This is a genomic window from Pseudomonas sp. GW821-FHT10C09 (assembly GCF_059415465.1).
In genome coordinates, this window is record NZ_JBWKNG010000035.1 from 1 (window position 1) to 16,005 (window position 16,005).

Consider the following 16,005-nt stretch of genomic DNA (forward strand, 5'->3'; position numbering starts at 1 on the left):
GGGGTATAGCGCAGTCCGGTAGCGCGCCTGCTTTGGGAGCAGGATGTCAGGAGTTCGAATCCCCTTACCCCGACCATATTAAAAATCCTCGTATCGAAAGATACGGGGATTTTTTTTGTCTGCCGCTTTTTATCTACCGCTTTTTGTTTACCGAAAATGCGATTCCCTTCAAGTCATCGTACAACTTGCCGATAGCGAAGCGACGGGGTTCTGCCGACACACGCCCCTTATCCAGGCCATTACAAGAAAAGGGCGTTCGTTATGTTGCTTCGTCAGTTGAATATTGCTCCTCGGGCGGCCTTGGGGTTTGCCCTGATTGCCGTGTTGGTCGCCTTGCTCGGCGTGTTTGCGCTGGGGCAGATGTCTAGCATTCGCGAGAGTGAGGTGGCGGTGGAGAAGCAATGGTTGCCGAGCATTCGCGGTGGCGACGAGATCCGCGAGCTCATGCTGCGCATCCGCACCATTTCCCTGCGCATGGCCCTGGATCAGGACCCCAAGAACATTCCTCAATACCGCAGCCAGATGGATACCCGGGACAAGGAACTCAGCGATCGGATCGCCGCGTACGACAAGCTTGTAAACACTGCCGAAGGCAAGGCGTTGTATGACCAGTTCAAAACCACCTTCGCGGCTTACCGTTCCGGTATTGCCCAATCGTTTTCCCTCGCGGAACAAGGTCGCCGTGACGAGCTGACCAAACTGCTGCTGATCGACATGAAAACCGTGGTCGATGGCTCCGGCAAACAACTTACTGACCTGGCGGACCTGTTCGCCAGGCAAGTCGCCGCCGAAAGCGAGAAATCTGCTGCGCATTACGATACCTCGCGAATGATCGTCAGCTTGTTCATCGCGTTGGCGGCACTGGCCACCGTCGGCCTGGCCATGTTGCTGACCCGCAGCATCGTCAAACCCTTGAGCGAAGCGTTGCAGGCTGCGGAAAACGTGGCCCGTGGCAACCTCACGCGTCCGATCGAAACCCATGGCAACGACGAAGTCAGCCGCTTGCTCAAGGCGCTGGCGACCATGCAGCAGAACCTGCGCGAAACCTTGCAAGGCATCAGCGGCTCGGCGGCGCAACTGGCCACGGCAGCGGACGAGTTGAACGCGGTCACCCTCGACAGCACGCAAAACCTGCAGCAGCAGAACAATGAGATCGAACAGGCCGCCACCGCCGTCAACGAAATGACCACGGCAGTGGAGGAGGTTGCTCGCAATGCGGTGTCGACGTCCGACGCTACCCGCCAATCCAGCGAATCCGCCCATGCCGGTCAGGCGCGCGTCAGCGAAACGGTCACGGCCATCGGTGCGCTGGCCAGTGATGTGCAAGTGACGGGAGGTCTGGTGCAGTCCTTGGCCAACCAGTCGCAAGACATTGGCAAGGTGCTGGATGTGATTCGCGCGATTGCCGAGCAGACCAATCTGCTGGCACTTAATGCGGCCATCGAAGCGGCACGCGCCGGGGAAAGCGGTCGAGGATTTGCGGTGGTGGCTGATGAAGTTCGCGCACTGGCTTATCGCACGCAGCAATCGACCCAGGAAATCGAACAAATGGTGCAAGGCATGCGCAGTGGCTCGACCCAGGCGCTGGATTCGATGCAGGCGAGCTCAACTCGCGCAGCGACGACTCTGGCCCTGGCCGAGCGTGCAGGCGAGGCGTTGCAGACGATCACGGACTCGGTTCACCAGATCCATGAACGCAATCTGGTGATCGCCAGCGCGGCTGAAGAACAAGCCCAGGTGGCGCGAGAAGTGGACCGCAATCTGGTGAACATTCGCGACCTGTCCGTGCGCTCCGCTGCCGGGGCGAATCAGACCAGTGCCTCCAGCCATGAGCTCTCACGCCTGGCCAATTCGTTGAGCACCATGGTGCAGCGCTTCCAGGTGTAAATTCGCCAGACGAAAAAAGCCCCGCTTCTCGGTGGAGAAAGCGGGGCGTGGTGCTCAGAGGCTTAGGCGCCGTCTTGGTCTTTCAGGTGTTCGAACAAACCTTTTGGCATTTTCTTGCCGTTGGCTTCGTAGTTGGCTTTCACGTTATCGAACGCTTCTTGCTCGTCGATGAAGCCATCGTGGTTGGTGTCGATCTTGTCGAAGTTGGACTTCGGCGCGACAGCCTGGAATTCAGCGCGGGAGACCTTGCCGTCGCCATCAGTGTCGGTCTTGGCCATCGACGCATCGCCACACTTGCCTTCGCCACATTTGCCTTCAGGGGTTTTCACCACCTGTTCAGCCGAGGCCAGCAGATAACCTTGAGTCAGCGGCTGCGAAGCGAATACAGAGCCGGTCAACATCATGCCGCCTGCCAGAACAGCGCCAAGCAGACCGATAGTGTTTTTGGTAGTACGGGACATTTCAATTCTCCTGGGTTGCACGACACAACCACTTGATAAAGGGTTGCCACGTAAGTGCGGCGACAACCGAAGCGGGCGGGTTGCCTTGCTCGGGTGTGGCCATTTAGCGGGATGGGTGTATCGCTACTGTGTCGCGCAAGGGGGGAGTTTGTAAGCGAAGGGGCGAAACGCGGGGCGGGATACAGTGAGACACAGATTTACAGGGCACTGAATAACAAATGTGGGAGCGAGCCTGCTCGCGAAAGCGGTGTAACAGTCAACATAGAGGTTGAATGTAATGGCCTCTTCGCGAGCAGGCTCGCTCCCACAGGGGATGTGTATCAGTGCAATTTGAGTCGCGGCTCAGTCCCGCGCCCGATTTTGCTGCCCAGCATCAGCATCGCCGTACGGAACGCGCCATACAGCGCCATCTGGTGCATGCGGTACAGCGACACGTAAAACATCCGTGCCAGCCAGCCTTCCAGCATCACGCTGCCCGTCAGGTTACCCATCAAGTTACCCACAGCCGAAAAACGCGACAGCGAGATCAACGAGCCGTAATCGGTGTACTTGTACTCCGGCAACGCCTTGCCTTCGATCCGCAGCTTCAGCGATTTGGCCAGCAACGACGCCTGCTGATGCGCCGCCTGAGCGCGCGGCGGCACATTGCGATCGGTACCCGGTTGCGGGCAGGCCGCGCAATCGCCGAACGCGAAGATGTTCTCGTCGCGGGTGGTTTGCAGGGTCGGCAGCACTTGTAGCTGGTTGATGCGGTTGGTTTCCAGGCCATCGATATCCTTGAGGAAGCCCGGTGCACGAATCCCCGCAGCCCAGACCTTCAGGCTAGCGTTGATCACTTGGCCATCGGCGGTGATCAGGCTGTCGGCCGTCACTTCACTGACCGCCGCATTGGTCATGACGTTGACCCCGAGTTTCTCCAGGGTTTTATGCACAGGCCCGCCAATACGTTCCGGCAGGGCCGGCAATACCCGAGGACCGGCTTCGATCAAGGTAATGTGCATGTTTTCCGGTTTGATCCGGTCAAGACCGTAAGCGGCCAATTCATGCGCCGCGTTGTGCAGCTCGGCAGCGAGTTCGACACCAGTGGCACCGGCGCCGACGATGGCCACGCTGATCTGTTCGACCTTGTCGGTCTGCCCGGCATGGGCACGCAGATAATGGTTGAGCAGTTGCTGGTGGAAACGCTCGGCCTGTTTGCGGGTGTCGAGGAACAGGCAATGCTGCGCCGCGCCCTGGGTGCCGAAATCGTTGGTGGTGCTGCCGACCGAGATCACCAGCGAGTCGTAACCCACTTCACGGGCGGGCACCAATTCCAGGCCTGCTTCGTCGTAAGTGGCGGCCAGCTGGATTTTTTTCTGCGTGCGATCGAGCCCGCTCATGCGCCCCAGCTGGAACTCGAAGTGGTTCCATTTGGCTTGGGCAACATAGTTGAGTTCGTCTTCGGAAGAGTTCAGCGACCCGGCCGCCACTTCGTGCAGCAGCGGTTTCCAGATGTGGGTCAGGTTCGCGTCGACCAGCATCACACTGGCCGTGCCACGCTTGCCCAGAGTCTTACCCAGACGGGTAGCCAACTCCAGACCGCCGGCGCCGCCGCCGACAATAACAATACGATGGGACATGGGGATAACTCGCAAGGCTAAAAGAAATCGGTACGGTTATCCGAGCGAGCGCAAGGCAGCTCATAGCGTCAGATAACTGATAAATCGGCTCAACAGGCCCAGGCCTATGGTCACTGCCAACACCACCACCAGGAGCATCCACGGCCGGAAAGGCCGGCGCTCGACTTGGTGCTGGGACAAGTGCAGGTACTCTTCGACATGCTTTTGGTCGTCGGGGTTCAGGCGGCTGGTCATAAAGGCCTCGTCAGTAGACGTTGCTGAATGTGTAGAAGCTACAGGCGGATTTAACGCACGTTGAACGGAGCATAGCCGCTGTCCGGGATGGGCTCGACGCTCACCGTGTCGTCCAGTCGAATGATTCCACTTTGTATCACCCGGGCGGTGATTCCGCCATGGCCGCGCACAGCCTGAAAAGTCCCGGGGCCGAGGTTGTTCTGCAGGCGCGCGCAAGGCTGGCACCAACCGGTGGTTTCGAAAATCGCCTGGCCGATCCGGAAGCGCCGGCCCTTGAGGCTGAACAGGTTGATACCGCTGATAACGAGGTTGCGCCGCAATTCATTAGGTAAAACCGGTTGATCGTCCGGGCGGCCCATCAGCGAACTGATGACGGCCAAGTGTTCCCATTGAATCAATGTCACCTGCCGTGCATTACGCACGCCGGGACGGGCTCGATCGCCAGTCAAACCGGCCTCGAGTCGTGCTTCCACGGCATCCAGCTCGATCATCGGTATGTGAGGTTCGGGGCGCACACCGATCCAGCGGACACGGCCGGTTTGCGGGACGTGTGCGATCAATTCCTGCAATGGGCTCACAGGCTGATACCGACATCGAAGACGATGCTGCGCCCCAGGTTACTGCGCAGGAAATCCGGGGCATCCGGGTGCGCGAACAGCACTCGGGCGAATGTCGGGCCGACCAGCGACAACGAACGCCAGCCCTGGCGCAAATATTCGGTGGGCGGCGGAAAGTGACTGTTGAGGTCCAGCACTTCGCGCTTGAGGCTGGCGAAGGCGATGATGTCGAGCTCCCCCAGGTCCATGCCGCGTTCTTTGTAGTTGTGCGCTTTTTTGCGCAAGGTCGGCGCCAGTCGCAGCAAAAACTCATTAGCGGGAATGCGTTTGGGTTTGGCTTCGCGTCGCACCAACTGGCTCAGGGAAAACGCGCTGCGCCGACGTTGTAGCTCGTCGCGCCATTCGTCGTTCAGGCGCCGGCCCTCATCGAGCACGAAGAACACTTCGAAATTCGCCTCGCGAAACAACACGTCCGGCGGCTCGCCGGCCGGGGCGAATTCGTCGGCGCGGTAGGGAATGTTCAGGCCTTGCAGCAGGCGCTGGCACACCCAACGCTCACGCTCCCATTTGCGGGCATTGGAGAGGAACGCGTTGGCTTGCTCGGCCGCGATGGTCAGCAGGCGTAAGTAATCTGAGTCATCCATAGGCCCAAGCTTAGCGTTCAAATGCGACAAGCAGAAAGCTTTGCATCGGCTAGAGCGACTTTTGTGCCGGTGTAGACTGCTGGGCACAGAGCCGTTATCACACAAGGAGTCTGCGGTGGAGTTCAAGGGGTTGTCCACATGATTGGCGCAGAGTTGCTGTCACCCGAAACGCTGACGGTCGGCTGGCTGATCTATGCGCCCGTGCTGCTCTGGGCGATCTGGCGTGCGCCATGGGTTGAGTTGTTCACCGACAGTCGGCGCCAGCATTTGCTGTTCGGCACGGTGTTCGCGCTGTTCATGCTGTGGCTAGTGCGGCGGGATTTCGATACTGGCGTGTCTTATCACTTCATCGGCATGACCGCCGTGACCTTGCTGCTGGACTGGCCGCTGGCAATCGTCGGCGGCTTGATAGCGCAGCTCGGGCTGGTGCTGCTCGGACGTCAGGACCTGATCGCCGTGGGGGTGAACGGGGCGCTGCTGATCTTGTTGCCAGTGCTGGTCACCGAGTGCGTCGCCATCCTGGTAGAGCGCGCGCAACCGCGAAATCCCTTTGTGTATATCTTCTGTTCGGGCTTTTTTGCCGCCGCGCTGTCGGCGTTGTTGTGCCTGCTGCTGGCGCTGTGGGTGCTGTGGTACGACGAAATTTTTGTCATGCCGTATTGGCTGGAAGATTTTATCGGCTATCTGTGGCTGCTGATTTTTCCGGAAGCGTTCATCAACGGCATGATCGTCAGCGCGCTGGTGGTGTTTTGCCCGGAATGGCTGGAGACGTTCAATCGCACACGCTACCTGTCGGCCCCCTGGAAAGACGACGATCCGAAGTCTTGATCCACATCAAATCGACTAAACGCCGGCGAACTCATGCTCGAGCAAACCTTGAGGAGCATGGGCATGAGTGTGTACGAATGGGCAAGACAGGAGCTGCGTCAGAGTCTGGATGGGGCGCAGGAGGTGGGGTTTGACCCGGGGTTGAGCCTGCGCGCCTTGCTCAGCGCAGTGGTGCAACAAAGCAAGGCGGTGCGCAGTATCGAGGACCTGGCCGACGAGTTGCGCTTTCTCGCGGAAAACCTCGATGACGACCAGGACTACGGTTTTATGCGGCCCTGAACCTCAGTGGCGCGGTTCGAAGTCTTCGCTGAACATTTCGTCTTCAGCGTCCGGGCTGACCGGAATCTTGTGTTCTTCCGATGCCCAGGCGCCCAGGTCGATCAGTTTGCAGCGATCCGAGCAGAACGGCCGGAAGGTGCTGTCGGCACTCCATTCAACAGGGGCGCCACAGGTTGGGCAATTGACGGTTGGGGTCTGGCTCATGACTGGCCTCCACGCAAAGTAAGGTAAAAGTGATGCAGGCGTTCGACCTCGCTATGCAGCCAGGCGAGGTCGCGGTCGTTGACCACCACATCGTCGGCATGGCTCACGCGATCCTCGCGGCTGGACTGGGCCTTGAGGATCGCCTGGACCTGTTGCTCGCTGGTCTGGTCACGCTGCAAGGTGCGTTCGATTTGTAACTGTTGCGGGGCATCGATCACCAAAACCCGATGGGTCATGGCGTACTGCCCGGACTCGATCAGCAGTGGCGAAACCAGAATCGCGTAAGGCGATTGTGCCTTCGCCAGATTGTGTGCGATTTCTTCACCGATCAACGGATGCAGCAGGCCTTCGAGCCACAGGCGTTCCTGCGGCACTTCAAAAATCAATTTTCGAAGAGCGGCGCGGTCCAGTTGCCCATCGGCTTGCAACACGCCGGGTCCGAAGTGCTCGGCGATGGCGGCCAGCGCCGGGCGCCCCGGTTCCACCACCCAGCGCGCCGCGTGATCAGCGTCGACGACGTGAATGCCGAGGTCGATGAAGTGTTGGGCCGCCGCGCTTTTGCCGCTGCCGATGCCGCCGGTCAGGCCGAGAATCCAGGGTTTTTCCACAGGGGTATTCATTTCAAACCGACAAACTGCCAATAGAAGTCGGTTATTTGACCACCCCAGAGCAAGGCAATCCAGCCGGCAATCGCCAGATAGGGGCCAAAGGGGATTGGCGACGAGGTTTTCGCGTCGCGCATGCGCAACAAAATCACCCCGAGAATGGCGCCTACCAGCGATGACAGCAGGATCGTCAGGGGCAAAATCTGCCAGCCGCCCCAGGCACCGAGCATGGCCAATAATTTGAAATCACCGTGGCCGATCCCGTCTTTGCCGGTGATCAACTTGAACAGCCAGTACACCGACCACAACGCCATGTACCCGGCCACAGCCCCCCAGAGCGCTTCATGCAGTGAGACGAAAACGCCGAAGCTGTTGATGATCAAACCCAACCACAGCAGCGGTAATACCAGCACATCTGGCAGCAGTTGGTGCTCGGCGTCGATCAGGCTCATCGCCAGCAAACCCCAGGTCAGGATCAACACCGTGCATGCCGGCCAACCAAAACCGAAATGCCAGGCGATAAACCCCGAGAGCAGGCCGCAGGCCAGCTCGGTCAGCGGATAGCGCTTGCTGATCGGTGCGGCGCAGCTGGAGCAGCGACCGCGTAAAAACAGGTAACTGAGCACCGGGATGTTTTCCCACGCGCGTATTCGATGGTCGCAGTGCGGGCAGTGGGAGTGGGGCAGCATCAAGTTGTAGGTCGGGCCCGGCACTTCGGGCGGCACGCCCAGCACGTCATGGGCTTGCAGCCGCCATTCGCGCTGGAGCATTTTCGGCAGGCGCCAGACCACCACATTGAGAAAACTGCCCACCACCAGGCCCACTGCCAAGGCGATGACCACGAAGAACGCCGGGTAAACCGTGAGGATTTCAGTCAATGGCATGTCAGATCGCTGAGCCGAGTTGGAAGATGGGCAGGTACATCGCAACCACAAGGCCTCCGACGATAACACCGAGCACGACCATGATGAATGGCTCCATCAGGCTGGTGAGGTTATCGACCATGTTGTCCACTTCGTCTTCGTAGAAACTCGCGACCTTGTCGAGCATGTCGTCCAGCGCGCCGGACTCTTCGCCAATGGCCGTCATCTGAATCGCCATGTTGGGAAAGATGCCGGAGGTGCGCATGGAGAAATTCAGCTGCATGCCGGTCGACACGTCCTGCTTGATACGCAGCACCGCACGCTTGAACACGATGTTGCCAGTGGCGCCGGCCACTGAATCCAGCGCTTCGACCAGAGGCACGCCGGCGGCGAAGGTGGTCGACAGCGTGCGGGCGTAGCGGGCCACGGCAGACTTGTACATCAGCGTGCCAATCAGCGGCAGTTTCAACAGCCAGGTGTCGAGCCAGTCGCGAAACCCCGGGGATGTCCTGAAGGCGTGACGCACGCCGAAAATGCCCGCGAACAACCCGCCGAGCATTGCCCACCACCACTGCTGCATGAATTCCGACAGGCCGATGACCATCACCGTAAACGCCGGCAGTTCAGCACCAAAGCCCTTGAACACCGACTCGAACTGCGGCACGACCTTGACCAGCAAAATCCCGGTGACAATGATCGCGACGAAGACCACGGCCAGCGGGTAGGTCATGGCTTTCTTGATCTTGGCCTTGAGGCTTTCACTCTTTTCCTTGTAGGTCGCGACCCGTTCCAACAGGGTATCGAGGGCACCGGCCTGCTCGCCGGCGTCCACCAGGTTGCAGTAGAGCTCATCGAAATACTGCGGCTTCTTGCGCAGGGACGCGGCGAAGCTGTTACCCGCCGCGACTTCCTGTTTCACCTCGTCCACCAGCTTGCGCATGGCCGGGTTATCGAAGCCTTCGCCGATGATGTCGAACGACTGCAGCAGCGGTACGCCGGCTTTCATCATGGTCGCCATCTGCCGGGTGAACAGGGCAATGTCCTGAGCCTTGATGCGTTTGCCGAGGTTGAAAAACGACGCGGATTTCTTGCGCACCTTGCCGGGGTTGATGCCTTGCTTGCGCAGTTGGGCCTTGATCAACGCCGGGTTCTGGCCGCTCAACTCGCCGGTCATTTTCGTGCCTTTGCGATCTGTGCCTTCCCAGGCATAGACGCTGATTTTTGCTGCTTTGACCGCCATGTTCAGTCCTTGGTGACCCGGTTGATTTCTTCAAGGCTGGTGAGGCCGTGCATGGCCTTGATCAGGCCCGAGGTGCGCAAGTCGTTGAAACCGTCCTTGCGCATCTGGCTGTCGATTTCCAGCGAATTGCCTTCGGCCATGATCAGCCGTTGCAGGTCCGGTGTGTTCTTCACCACTTCATAAATCCCGACTCGCCCTTTGTAGCCGCCGTTGCACTGATCGCAACCGACCGGTTCATAGATCGTGAATGTGCCAATGCGTTCCTCGGGGAAGCCTTCCTTGAGCAGCGTTTCGCGGGGGATCTCGATGGGTCGCTTGCAATGGCTGCACAATTTACGCGCCAGGCGCTGGGCGATGATCAGGGTGACCGAGGTGGCGATGTTGAAGCCCTGAATGCCCATGTTGTGCAAACGGGTCAGGGTTTCGGCGGCGCTGTTGGTGTGCAGGGTGGACAGCACCAGGTGTCCGGTCTGGGCGGCCTTGATGGCGATTTCGGCAGTTTCGAGGTCGCGGATTTCGCCGACCATGATCACGTCCGGGTCCTGGCGCAGGAACGAACGCAGTGCCTGGGCGAAATCCAGCCCTTGCTTGGGATTGACGTTGACCTGGTTGATGCCTTCCATGTTGATCTCCACCGGATCTTCGGCGGTGGAAATGTTGATGTCCACGGTGTTGAGAATATTCAGGCCAGTGTAGAGCGACACAGTCTTGCCCGAGCCGGTGGGCCCGGTGACCAGAATCATCCCCTGTGGCTGCTTCAGGGCGGCCATGTACAGGTCTTTCTGGTCAGGCTCGTAACCAAGCGCGTCGATGCCCATTTGCGCGCTGGCCGGGTCGAGGATGCGGATCACCACTTTCTCGCCCCACAAGGTCGGCAGGGTATTGACCCGAAAGTCGATGGACTTGCTTTTGGACAGGCGCATCTTGATCCGCCCATCCTGAGGTTTGCGTCGCTCGGAGATGTCCAGGCTGGCCATGACTTTAAGCCGCGCCGCAATGCGGCTGGCCAACTGGATAGGGGGCTTGGCCACTTCGCGCAACATGCCGTCGGTGCGCATCCGCACGCGGTAGGTTTTTTCGTAGGGCTCGAAATGCAGGTCGGACGAGCCGCTCTTGATCGCGTCGAGCAGCATTTTGTGGACGAACCGCACCACGGGCGCGTCATCGGCATCCTGCCCGGCGATGGCGTCATTTTTACTGTCGTCGACCGACTCGATGTCCAACCCATCGAGGTCAACGTCCGCCATGTCTTCCAGGCCGCTGGCGTGGCTGTCGAAGAACTTCTCGATGGCCTCGCTGAGTTTGTCGTCCTCCACCAGAATGGCTTCGGTGTTCAGCCCGGTGCTGAACTGGATGTCATTGATCGCCTGATGATTGGTCGGGTCGGAAATACCTACGAACAACTTGTTGCCGCGCCGCCAGAGGGGCAGGGCGTGGTGCTGGCGGATCAGTTTTTCGCTGACCAGTCCCTTGGGCTGGGTTTCCTTGTCCAGGCCATTGAGGTCGAGCAGCGCCATGCCGAAATGCTCCGAGGCGATCTCGGCGATCTGGCGACTCTTCACCAGTTTGTTCTGCACCAGGTAACTGACCAGGGAGATTTTATTGCGTTGGGCTTGCTGATACGCCTGTTGCGCGCTTTTGTCAGTGAGCAGCTCGGCCAGGACCAATTGCTTGGCCAGACCGCTAAGGGCGATGTCATTCATTGGGATACCGGACGCAGACAGTTCATGACTTATAGCCTAGTCAAGGACCCGAGCCCAACCAGCGGCGTTGAGGTGACAAAAAGCGTCAGATAGTGCAGTTGCTGGGTGTAGGAAAGGTCTTTTGATCGCCCCGGCGCCCCGCCAGCGGGGGCTGTAGCGCTTGGCACGGGCTGTGCTGGAGCTCTTTCAGATCATGAGATTCCGACTCATGCATGGAGCTTGTCTATGAAGACTCAGAAAGGTTTTACCCTGATCGAACTGCTGATCGTGGTGGCGATCATCGGGATTCTGGCGACGTTTGCGTTGCCGATGTATTCCAAATATCAGGCGCGGGCGAAAGTGACGGCAGGTTTGGCCGAGATTTCCGCGATGAAGGTGCCATATGAAGATGTGATCAACCAAGGCACTGCGCCGACGGTTGCCAACGTGGCGCCGGCCGGTAATGCCACGACCAGCAATTGCACGGTCGCAGTGACCGGCACGGCGTCCACAGGCGCGGGCACGATTGTGTGCACGATTCTGAATGCACCGGCGCCAGTGCTGAGCAAGACCATTACGTTGACCCGCGATGCGACCACTGGTTGGTCGTGCGCCAGCACCGCTCAACAGGACTACGTGCCTAAAGGTTGCACGGGTTCCGCTACTTAATAAAGGCTGACTTCCAGCGCAGCCCCGTGTCCAAAGGACGCGGGGCTTTTTTTTGCTTGCGAATGTCTTCCAGACACAGAAAAAAAGCCAAAAAATTCAGCGTGTTAGGAACTTTGTGAAAACCCGCATGTTGCATGCAGAGATTTCCCGGGTCATGCATTTTGCATGATTTCGAAAATGAGCTGAATTTATAAGTTGTTGTTTTATAACGATTTACTGGTTGTCTCAAAGTTGGCACAGCGTTCGCACTATACCCAGTAACCCTGCTGAAAAGACAACCAGCAGACTTTCTAGAAAAACAGGAGTTACTCGTATGAAGAAGTTCGCTATCGCTGCCGCTACTGCTACCGCGCTGACCCTGACCATGGCCAACGTAGCATTCGCACAGACCACCACCACTCAAGCGCCGATGACCTTGGCTGCTGGTGAAGTGACCAAGGCTGAGGAAGCTACTTCCGACACCTGGATCACCACCAAAGTCAAAAGTGATCTGCTGACTGAAAAAGGCATTCCTGGTACCGACATCAAAGTCGAAACCAACAAAGGTGTTGTGTCGCTGTCGTCCACTGTTGCAGTGACTGATTCCCAGAAAGCCACCGCCGTGGCGATCACCAAGAAAATCAAAGGCGTCAAAGCGGTCTCCGCTGACGGCCTGAAAGCCGAGTAAGGCAGGACTTCTCGCCTGGACCGGGAGAAGGTGTGGCAGACGGGCTGAGCAATACGCCTGCCGCTTCTTAGGAGTTCATGCGAACGGCCATAAGGATGTGGCCATTACAGGCCTCCGACATTCGTGTCGGGGGCCTGTTCTATTTGGAACAGCAACAAAGATCAAATGTGGGAGCGGGCTTGCTCGCGAATGCGGTGGTTCAGTCAATACAGATGCTGAATGAGAGACCGCATTCGCGAGCAAGCCCGCTCCCACATTTTTGATTGTGGCCGTTTGAGACTGTGGTGAGTTCAGTTACCGCGTTTGCTGGTGATCTGCGTCAGGCGATTCCCTTCAAACCGCAGGAACTGGAACATCCCGCCATTGGGACCGTACGTCCATTCCTCCACCTGAAACTCTTCGCGTCGGTTGGCGCTGCGTTTGTAGCCCAGCACATCGCGGCTGACCGGTTCTCCGCATTTCTGCAGCACTTCGCTGGACCTGTCCCCAACGCTGATCAATTGACTGCCGCAGCGCAGCGTATCGGCCGCCGAGGCCTGGCTGACAACGATCACCAGGCCCAGACCAATCAGCAATCGTCCCACGATCACTCCGCGTCCAGATGCAGCGGCGTCACCACCCGGCCATCGCTTTCTGCTTCACCCAGGTTGGCGTCGACGAAGTACACGCGGTCATCGGCCAACTGACCCTTATCCACCAGATAATCCTTGATGCTGCTGGCGCGCTCCTGCCCCAACTGACGCAACAACACGTCGCTGGTGCTCCAGAACTTGATCACGTCGGCGCGCATTTTCGCGGTCCGTTCTTCCTTGCCCAGGTCCTTCCATTCGGCCGGCGGCTGGGTCTTCAGACGTGTTCGGTAGATGCCTTCCAGCAGCGGGCCTTTCTCGTTCTCCGGGACCTGCAGCAATGAAGCCTGGGCCGGCACCTTGTCACCGCGACGCTGGAGCATTTTGTAGTAGTTGTACTGGTATTCACGTTCCAGGCGTTGCTCGGCAATCAGCGGGCCGTCACTGCTGGCGGCGGCCGTGCCTTCGATTTCCAGGCGCAGGGCCGGACGTTCCTTCAGGGCCTGAGACAGTTTGACCAGTGCGCCTTCGGCGTCTTTGCTCAAGTCGCTTGAACCCGGCGCGAACGACACGGTGCCCAAGTCTTCGGAGCCGCCGCCACTCACCAGTCCGCCAATCAGTTTGAACGGCGCAGCGGCCGCTTTGACGATCAGGTTGCGCAGGGTTTGCCAGACAATCGGCATGATGCTGAATTGCGGATTATTGAGGTCGCCGGTGACCGGCAACTCAATGGAAATCTTGCCATCGACATCCTTGAGCAAGGCAATCGCCAGTTTCAGCGGCAGGCTCACGGCATCCGGGCTGTCGACCTTTTCACCGAGTTGCAATTGCTCGATCACCACTTTGTTTTCGGCCTTGAGCTGGCCTTTGGTGATCAGGTAATGCACATCGAGATTGAGCCGGCCCTTGCGGATGCGATACCCGGCGAACTTGCCGGAGTAGGGCGTGAGCGTGGTCAGTTCCACCCGTTTGAAACTGGTGGCGATGTCGAGGCTGGCCATCGGGTCGAACGGATTGACCGCGCCCTTGATGGTCACCGGCGCATAACGGTCAACCTTGCCTTTGACGTCCACGCTGGCCGGTTTCGCCTGGCGGCTGTCGATGGTACCGATCTGCCCGTTGAGCTGTTGGATGGCGGTGGCGAAGTTCGGTGTCAGGCTGAAGTCGGCGAAGTTCGCCGAACCGTCATTGATGGCTACTCCGCCAATGTGAATGCCCAGTGGTTTGTCTTTGCTCGCCGGTTTGGCCGCGGTGGTTTTGGCGCCGCTATCGGGCGGTTGCGGGATCAGCAGGTCATCGATGTTGGTGGTGCGATCATCATTGATCATGAAGCGCGCATAGGGCTGGAACAGATTGACCTTGTCGATCGACAGGCTGTCACCGTGCTGATAATTCAGGCCTTCGAGCACCAATTGTTGCCACTTGAGGAAGTCGCGGGTTTTAAGGGTGTCGAGGGTGTGCAACTGATCGACCTGGGCACGACCGGTGACGCTGAATGCCAATGGCTCGGTGCTTTTCAGATCGACCGCCAGATCACTGCCGAGCATGCCGCTGCGAAGTTCCAGGCGAATGAACGGGGTGATGTAGGACTGTGCGACACGCAGGTCGATGTCTTTGGTCTGCACCTTCAGTTTGGCGCTGATCGGGGCGAGATTGACCACGCCATCGGCCATGATCTTGCCCTGTTTGCCCACGCCGGTGTCGAGCTTGAGATTAAAAGGCGAACCATTGAGGCTGTCGAAGTTCTGCAAGTCCAGGTTCAACGGGCCGACTTCCAGCGCTACGGCGGGTTGTGCCTTGCGGTCGGCCAGGTGCACCTGGTAATCGCGCAGTTGCACGTCTTTGAGCAACACCTGCCACGGTTTGCTCGGTGGCGCTGGTTCAGGTTTGGGTGAGTCGGCGGCTGCTGGTGTACTGGCGGGTTCGGCCTTGGCTTTGGCAGCGGGTTTGGACGGCTGGCTGGCGAACAGCTTTTGCCAGTCGAGTTGCCCATCGGCTTCGAGGGCGGCCCAGGTTTCGAGTTTCTGGCTGCGAATCTTGCCGACTACCACTTGCTGCTTGGCCAAGTCGACCGTGGTTTCACTGATGTCCAGTCGTTCCAGCTTCGCCAGCGCTCGGCCGTCAGGGGCCTTGATCGCAAAAGGCGCGATGCTGGCCGCGAGGTTGCTCAGCAGCAGTTCGGTTTCTTTGGACAGGTTGAGTTTGTAGTCGGTACTGAGGCTCATGATGCCGCTTTCGAGGTCCAGGGGCACGGCGTCGCGCACATAGGGCCAGAAGGCTTTCATCTTGCCATCGGTGATTTTCAGCTTACCTTCGGAGGCGAGCGGGATCAGGCTGAAGTTGCCGGTCCAGTCGACCTGTCCGCCGTTGGGGCCGATGGCTACCAGGGTCATGTCGGCGCTGTCGTCGGGCAGGGTGCTGAGGTTTTTCAGCTCGAAGTCGAGTTTGTCGTAGAGAAACTCAATGGGTTCGCTGGGGCGCGAGTCCTGGAAGTGCACCGCGCCGCCAGCGAGATTGATCCGGTCCACGCGCAGCGGAAACGGCTTGGCGTTCGGGTCGGCAGGTGTCGGCTCGCTCGCGGGCAGTTTGAACAGCCCAAGCAGGTTGAGCTGCCCATCCTTGCCGAAGAGGATTTCAGTCTTGGGTTTGTCCAGTTCGATGTCGGACAGATGCACGGCCTTGGTCCAGAGACTGTCGACTTGCACGTTGGCGTACAGGCGTTCGAAGCCGACCTGCTCCTTGCCCGGCTCGCCGATGATCAGCCCCCAAAGGGTGACTTCAAGGCTGAACGGGTTGAGTTCGATCCGTTGAAGGTGGGCGGGCACCGTGGCGTAGTTGGCCAATTGCTGGTTGGCAACCCGCAACGCGATGCCCGGCAAAATCAGAAACCCCAGCAAGCTGTAGAGAGCCAGAGCAGTCAACAAGGCGCCGATAGCGCGAATCAATCCTTTGGGCATGTGCGGCTTCATCTGTCTGAATCGGAGTGCCTTGGAGTAT

General features: G+C 58.9%; 17 protein-coding genes. 5 read left to right on the top strand and 12 right to left on the bottom strand.

The window, feature by feature from the left end; all coding sequences use genetic code 11:
- The first annotated feature begins 261 nt into the window (after positions 1-261).
- Positions 262-1,887: a methyl-accepting chemotaxis protein gene (locus AC07N8_RS27155; protein WP_493146732.1), complete on the top strand. Its 1,626-nt coding sequence runs from the start codon at positions 262-264 to the stop codon at positions 1,885-1,887.
- Between the two features lie 62 nt (positions 1,888-1,949).
- Here the strand turns inward: AC07N8_RS27155 and AC07N8_RS27160 are convergent, their stop codons facing one another.
- The 5 genes from AC07N8_RS27160 to AC07N8_RS27180 form a co-directional block, all read right to left on the bottom strand.
- Positions 1,950-2,348 carry an HvfA family oxazolone/thioamide-modified RiPP metallophore gene (locus tag AC07N8_RS27160; protein WP_027924177.1) on the bottom strand — a complete coding sequence of 133 codons (399 nt, stop codon included), beginning with the start codon at positions 2,346-2,348 and terminating at the stop codon, positions 1,950-1,952.
- Between the two features lie 320 nt (positions 2,349-2,668).
- Positions 2,669-3,967, bottom strand: coding sequence for an NAD(P)/FAD-dependent oxidoreductase (locus AC07N8_RS27165; RefSeq protein WP_483842956.1), 1,299 nt, complete (start codon positions 3,965-3,967; stop codon positions 2,669-2,671).
- A 60-nt stretch (positions 3,968-4,027) separates the two neighbouring features.
- Positions 4,028-4,201 carry a DUF3094 domain-containing protein gene (locus tag AC07N8_RS27170; RefSeq protein ID WP_032833555.1) on the bottom strand — a complete coding sequence of 58 codons (174 nt, stop codon included), beginning with the start codon at positions 4,199-4,201 and terminating at the stop codon, positions 4,028-4,030.
- A gap of 50 nt (positions 4,202-4,251) precedes the next feature.
- Positions 4,252-4,779: an MOSC domain-containing protein gene (locus tag AC07N8_RS27175; RefSeq protein WP_493146734.1), complete on the bottom strand. Its 528-nt coding sequence runs from the start codon at positions 4,777-4,779 to the stop codon at positions 4,252-4,254.
- Positions 4,776-5,402: a DUF1780 domain-containing protein gene (locus tag AC07N8_RS27180; protein WP_007942303.1), complete on the bottom strand. Its 627-nt coding sequence runs from the start codon at positions 5,400-5,402 to the stop codon at positions 4,776-4,778. The genes AC07N8_RS27175 and AC07N8_RS27180 overlap by 4 nt, the downstream gene beginning before the upstream one ends.
- Positions 5,403-5,540: 138 nt before the next feature.
- On the opposite strand from AC07N8_RS27180, the gene AC07N8_RS27185 reads away from it, so the two are divergent.
- Positions 5,541-6,230 (top strand): energy-coupling factor ABC transporter permease, encoded by a 690-nt coding sequence (locus AC07N8_RS27185; protein ID WP_483842954.1) that lies wholly within the window; start codon positions 5,541-5,543, stop codon positions 6,228-6,230.
- 63 nt (positions 6,231-6,293) lie between these two features.
- Positions 6,294-6,509 (top strand): hypothetical protein, encoded by a 216-nt coding sequence (locus tag AC07N8_RS27190; protein WP_027924171.1) that lies wholly within the window; start codon positions 6,294-6,296, stop codon positions 6,507-6,509.
- A 3-nt stretch (positions 6,510-6,512) separates the two neighbouring features.
- Here the strand turns inward: AC07N8_RS27190 and yacG are convergent, their stop codons facing one another.
- From yacG to pilB, 5 genes are read right to left on the bottom strand one after another with little or no spacing between them, the layout of a single operon-like run.
- Complete coding sequence (yacG, locus tag AC07N8_RS27195; RefSeq protein WP_094470598.1) at positions 6,513-6,713, bottom strand: DNA gyrase inhibitor YacG; 201 nt, start codon at positions 6,711-6,713, stop codon at positions 6,513-6,515.
- Positions 6,710-7,333, bottom strand: a complete 624-nt coding sequence (gene coaE, locus AC07N8_RS27200; RefSeq protein WP_493146737.1) for a dephospho-CoA kinase — start codon at positions 7,331-7,333, stop codon at positions 6,710-6,712. The genes yacG and coaE overlap by 4 nt, the downstream gene beginning before the upstream one ends.
- Complete coding sequence (locus AC07N8_RS27205; protein ID WP_493146739.1) at positions 7,330-8,202, bottom strand: prepilin peptidase; 873 nt, start codon at positions 8,200-8,202, stop codon at positions 7,330-7,332. The genes coaE and AC07N8_RS27205 overlap by 4 nt, the downstream gene beginning before the upstream one ends.
- A gap of 1 nt (position 8,203) precedes the next feature.
- A complete protein-coding gene (locus AC07N8_RS27210; RefSeq protein ID WP_483842951.1) occupies positions 8,204-9,421 on the bottom strand; it encodes a type II secretion system F family protein in 1,218 nt (405 codons plus the stop codon).
- 2 nt (positions 9,422-9,423) lie between these two features.
- On the bottom strand, positions 9,424-11,124 hold the full coding sequence (gene pilB, locus AC07N8_RS27215) for a type IV-A pilus assembly ATPase PilB (RefSeq protein ID WP_483842950.1): 1,701 nt from the start codon (positions 11,122-11,124) through the stop codon (positions 9,424-9,426).
- Between the two features lie 225 nt (positions 11,125-11,349).
- Here pilB and AC07N8_RS27220 point away from each other — a divergent pair, with 225 nt between their 5' ends.
- Together AC07N8_RS27220 and AC07N8_RS27225 are read left to right on the top strand one after the other, a co-directional pair.
- Positions 11,350-11,772, top strand: a complete 423-nt coding sequence (locus AC07N8_RS27220; RefSeq protein WP_483842949.1) for a pilin — start codon at positions 11,350-11,352, stop codon at positions 11,770-11,772.
- Positions 11,773-12,085: 313 nt separating this feature from the next.
- Positions 12,086-12,439 carry a BON domain-containing protein gene (locus AC07N8_RS27225; protein WP_483842948.1) on the top strand — a complete coding sequence of 118 codons (354 nt, stop codon included), beginning with the start codon at positions 12,086-12,088 and terminating at the stop codon, positions 12,437-12,439.
- A gap of 290 nt (positions 12,440-12,729) precedes the next feature.
- Here the strand turns inward: AC07N8_RS27225 and AC07N8_RS27230 are convergent, their stop codons facing one another.
- Together AC07N8_RS27230 and AC07N8_RS27235 are read right to left on the bottom strand one after the other, a co-directional pair.
- Positions 12,730-13,026, bottom strand: coding sequence for a DUF2845 domain-containing protein (locus tag AC07N8_RS27230; RefSeq protein ID WP_493146774.1), 297 nt, complete (start codon positions 13,024-13,026; stop codon positions 12,730-12,732).
- Complete coding sequence (locus AC07N8_RS27235; protein ID WP_493146743.1) at positions 13,026-15,977, bottom strand: DUF748 domain-containing protein; 2,952 nt, start codon at positions 15,975-15,977, stop codon at positions 13,026-13,028. The genes AC07N8_RS27230 and AC07N8_RS27235 overlap by 1 nt, the downstream gene beginning before the upstream one ends.
- Positions 15,978-16,005: the final 28 nt, after the last annotated feature.